Genomic DNA, 3,510 nt, shown 5'->3' with positions numbered 1-3,510 from the left:
CCTGAGTGTTCGGATAGATAGTTCTCAATCCAGCGCACCAGCCGCTGAGAGAGCACGAAAGCTTCTGGTTCGTCCCCTTTGATGCCGACTTGGCTGCTAAAGCAGGCGATGACCTCCTCGTTCAGCTCCGGTTTAGAAGGATCGCTGTGAAACTGCAGCCGCACTTGGCTTTGGACCTGAAAACTCTCTTGAGCTTGGTTATCCAAAACTTCCTGACCCACTCGATGCAGCCGCACTCCTTGCAACTGAGCCAAGGGATAAGAAAACACCTGCTGCCGCCAAATCCCCCAAGGGCCACCCAGCCGGGTCAAGGTCACCCGTTGGCTTTGGCAATCTAGATTCAGGATCTGCCCCAACCCCCAAGGGATCCCAGCCCACAGGCCCATCCCCACAGCCACCAAACCCAACAGCGGCGAACGAGCCCACAGTTGGGATCCCAAAATTAGCAGCACCAAGCCCCCTGCCGCCCGCCAAGCCAGTTGCTGAGAGGTAAACCGCTGTAGGGCAATGCGCAGCCGTTTGGGATTGCGCTCCAGAACCTGCGGATAAACCAATGCCATGAAATGGGATCCCACTGCTTAGGCTAGCTTAACAGGGGTTGCTTTTCCCTAGGCGCTGAAGGCGTCTTATCCGGGCATTGCGTTGGTGAAAAACTACAACTCCGGCTCGGCAAAAAACTCTGATAAATCCAGTGCAAATCCAGGGATCACCTCTCCACCTTCCAGGATGTCGCCGGGTTTCTTCAATGCTTCAGGCTCAGGCCGGCGATAGACCAAAACGTATTTCTCTTCAGGATGAATGATCCAGACCAGCCGGGATCCATTCTCGAAATACTCAACAACCTTGTCGTGGATCTCTCCAACGGTGTTGGCATCGGAGAGAACTTCTACAGCCAAGTCTGGGGATCCCTCAATATAACCCCTTGGGATCCCGCCCAGAGATTGCAGCCGTTCTTTGGAAAAGAAAGAACAATCTGGAGAACGGCGATTGCCGGATTTCATTTTGAAGGAAGTATCGGAATCGAAGGTAAATCCAATCCTTTGACTGCGAACGTAGGAGCCCAGAATGATGTGAATCAAACTTACGTAGTACCCATGCTTTGCGCCTGCCGAGCCCACGGTAACCAGTTCTCCGTTCACAACCTCATAGCGATTGCCATCCTCCGGTAAAGCCATAAACTCTTCGTCAGTCCAAATTTTTCGAGAAGCTGCCGGAGAACTATCAGCAGGTGCCTCGGCCAATTTTTCTCTTTCCAAAACCTCGACCATCATGACCTCCGCAATGAAAAACGGCTAAGGGAGCCGGTCTGGGGTCAACACATCCTGAAGAGCAATCTGCAGGCCCGGCAAGAAGTCAGCAAGCTGCCCTGAGGGATCCCCTTATTTAGGATCCACCAGGGATCCCATGAACAACACGGTTTGGGCCGCTGGGCTGCCGCCGGATCCGGAGGCCACAATGGCAAACCAGAAGGGCCGATCTGCCACAAATTGAAAGGGCTCTTGCCGGTCGACAGCAGTCCGGGAGACGATCACCCCAGTAGCGGCTGCCGCCTCGGATCCCTCTTCGTTCACTTCAATTGCTGCTTTGTGCAGGACTTTGCTGATCCGCGCTGGCTCTGGGGTCATCTGGCTGAAATCGGCTCGGTTGGAAAAGGCAACTCCCAGGCCCAACTGCTGCAGAACGGAAGTGAGATCCGTTTCATAAGCCAATTCAAATCTCGGGATCCGCACCGAACCTGCACGGGGGCGCAGGGATCCCGTCCATTCTTGCCAAGTTTCCGGGCTCAGCTCTGCCCGCAGCGATTCCAGCTTCACTCCCTTCTTGGGCAGCAGGATCAGCATTTCCAGTTCTCCTTCCCCGTAGGGCAGGCTCACCACCTGCAACTGCTCGGTTTCCAGGTAGTCGTAACGACCGGATTGAACCATCATGGGTACTCGGACGCGGCGGCCATCCAACCGAGTAAAGGGCTGAGTTTGGGTGCGCTCCGGATCGAAGGGCTGAGTCCACTCGCCTTTGAAGTAGATGGCATTGAGCAAAACCATCAAATCCTCGCGGCTGAGGCGATCCACAATGCGGTTGATCTTGCCCTGGGTGCGCTCGGCCACCCAGCCGTTGATCTGGTTCACCGTTTGCCGGGATCCCAAATTCACCCGATTCACCACCGCTTGGTAGTAGGTGGCCAAAGCCTGCAAAAACTGGGGCTGTAAGGTGAGGGTTTGATCCACCCAGAGGCCGTTGGCCATTTGCACCTGGACTGGCCCTCCTGCCGGGGATCCCTCCGCCAGCCAGCCCACCATTTGGGCATTGCTCCAGTTCAACTCATTGAGGGAAAGGTCCTGTGCCTCCAGCACCTCGGCCATTGCCGTTTGGGTCTCCCCAGAGGCGCCGTTGTAGAGCATGCTCAGGGCCAGGCGGATGCTCAAGGGGGAGAAAAAGAGGTTCTCTTGGGGCTGCTGACGGAGCAGGTGATCAAACAGTTTCAGCGCAAAGCGGGTTTGGGCTTGTTGGGCCACGGTCTTTTCCCCATACCCTTCCCCATAGGTCACCGTTGGCTCAAAGGGAATCCGCACCGGGGTTTCCTGTGAACGGGATCCCATCCCGTGAGTGGGCCAGAGGCCCAGGCTCAGTAAACCCAGCAGAGCCAGAAGAGGGATCCGGCTCACCGAGGATCTATTGAATCTATTGAAATTGAAATTGAAAGGGTCTTTCATACGGCTCTCCTGGCAGGGTGGGGAACGATAAAGTCTATGGCTATGCTATCGGGTCGGTTGCGGGCTGCTCTTGCCCAGGGACGCCATTTCCGCTGCGCTCAAGGTGGAAAGACGCAGGCAGCTTCCGGCAAGCAAGAATTGGCAAGGCCCTCCCAGAGGGGAACTTTCTGCATCCGGTTGGCCAAGTCGCGGCAGCAGCGTCCGGCGCGATAGGATGAAGCCTGCACAGGAGAGTGCCACATGGTTCTGTTCACGATACACGTTCCAAAAGGGTGCAGAGTCGCCTTGGGCCTGGCTCTACTGCTCCTGGGATCCGGCTTGGGATGTACTGCTGCCACGGAGAGATCTCCCGCCTCACAAACTCAGGTAACCGAAGCCATCTCTCCATCCCCCCCAGCCATAGGGCAGCCCCAGCAACTGCCGGTTGAAGCCGAAGTCACCCTTGCCGGCCAACGCTTTGAGCTAGAGGTGGCCCGCACCCCTGAGCAACAGCGCTTGGGCCTGATGTTTCGCACCGATTTGCCGCCGGATCGGGGCATGTGGTTTCCCTTTGATCCGCCCCAGCCAGCTTCTTTTTGGATGTTCAACACCCTGATCAACCTGGACATCATTTTCCTTCACCAAGGCAAGGTGGTGTACATTGCCGCCGATGTGCCCGGCTGCCCCGCCCAACCCTGCCCCACCTATGGGCCGCCTCCTTCCCAGTTGGTGGACGGTGTGCTGGAGTTCCGCGGCGGGACGGCTGCTGCTTTGGGTTTGGCCGTTGGAGATCCGGTCGAGATCCGAGAGCTTCAGCCCG

4 protein-coding genes are annotated in these 3,510 nt (G+C 56.9%); 1 reads left to right on the top strand and 3 read right to left on the bottom strand.

Annotated features, from left to right (window positions below; all coding sequences use genetic code 11):
* The 3 genes from NW829_RS11910 to NW829_RS11900 form a co-directional block, all read right to left on the bottom strand.
* Positions 1-560: hypothetical protein (locus NW829_RS11910; RefSeq protein ID WP_414417167.1), on the bottom strand; the 560-nt coding region annotated here is incomplete at its 3' end.
* 93 nt (positions 561-653) lie between these two features.
* Positions 654-1,268, bottom strand: a complete 615-nt coding sequence (locus tag NW829_RS11905; protein ID WP_414330774.1) for a Uma2 family endonuclease — start codon at positions 1,266-1,268, stop codon at positions 654-656.
* 111 nt (positions 1,269-1,379) lie between these two features.
* Positions 1,380-2,663, bottom strand: a complete 1,284-nt coding sequence (locus NW829_RS11900) for a serpin family protein (protein ID WP_414417166.1) — start codon at positions 2,661-2,663, stop codon at positions 1,380-1,382.
* Between the two features lie 333 nt (positions 2,664-2,996).
* Between NW829_RS11900 and NW829_RS11895 the strand changes: the two genes are divergently transcribed.
* Positions 2,997-3,510 (top strand): DUF192 domain-containing protein (locus NW829_RS11895; RefSeq protein ID WP_414407599.1); only part of this gene is annotated, 514 nt, incomplete at its 3' end.

The sequence above is a fragment of the Synechococcus sp. R55.8 genome (genome assembly GCF_047461895.1).
GTDB lineage: Bacteria > Cyanobacteriota > Cyanobacteriia > Thermostichales > Thermostichaceae > Thermostichus.
This window is presented reverse-complemented; position numbering and strand designations above follow the sequence as displayed.

Excerpts from the sequence above, each read along its gene's own strand:
- NW829_RS11905 (WP_414330774.1), bottom strand. The coding sequence starts at position 1,268 with ATGGTCGAGGTTTTGGAAAGAGAAAAATTGGCCGAGGCACCTGCTGAT.